Source organism: Neobacillus paridis (assembly GCF_016765675.1).
Taxonomy (GTDB): Bacteria; Bacillota; Bacilli; order Bacillales; family Cytobacillaceae; genus Neobacillus; species Neobacillus paridis.
Map to the genome: position 1 here is coordinate 1 of NZ_JAESWB010000049.1, position 563 is coordinate 563.

Sequence of the window (563 nt, forward strand, 5' to 3'; positions counted from 1 at the left end):
TCCTTTTTCTGATGAATGCCTTTGCAGCCCTCAAAAACCCCTCTACATGCTGATCTGAGAGTTTGCCGTCTTTTTCAAACGGGTGCGGTGTGGGTGTAATCACTATTGAAGAAAACGCCGGTATATTTTTCGATTCCAGGCTGTTTAAAGCGTTCAAGTAAAATTCCTTGATCTCCGACGCATCGTGCATTTGGAATTTTGCCTCCGGTGGCCACGCAACCATGTGTCCATATGAATGACCAACATGTATTGGTTTATTCGCCCCCAAACCTTGCTCTTTGTTAAAACCAAATGCGACACCGGCGACAACGGCACTTGGACGCAAGAGGGCAAGGCTCAAACCGTCGGGGATGCTGGCAAGTTGGTCTACAGTATGGTCGACAGTACTCTGAACACTTGTCAAAGGTGCGCCAATGTCTACAAAAGGCTTATGGCTTTCATTTAAATCATCAACTTCCAGAATACGCTGTTCAATTTTTTTCCAAAGTGGCTGCAGCATCCCGCCCTGAAAAACATCACCCTCAATAAAAGGCCGAATTTTCAACTCAACCGCAAGCCGCGCC

Annotated in this window: 1 protein-coding gene; it reads right to left on the bottom strand. The window is 46.7% G+C overall.

Going from position 1 to position 563, the window contains the following annotated elements:
- Positions 1-563 (bottom strand): hypothetical protein (locus JK635_RS05505; RefSeq protein WP_202652991.1); only part of this gene is annotated, 563 nt, incomplete at both ends.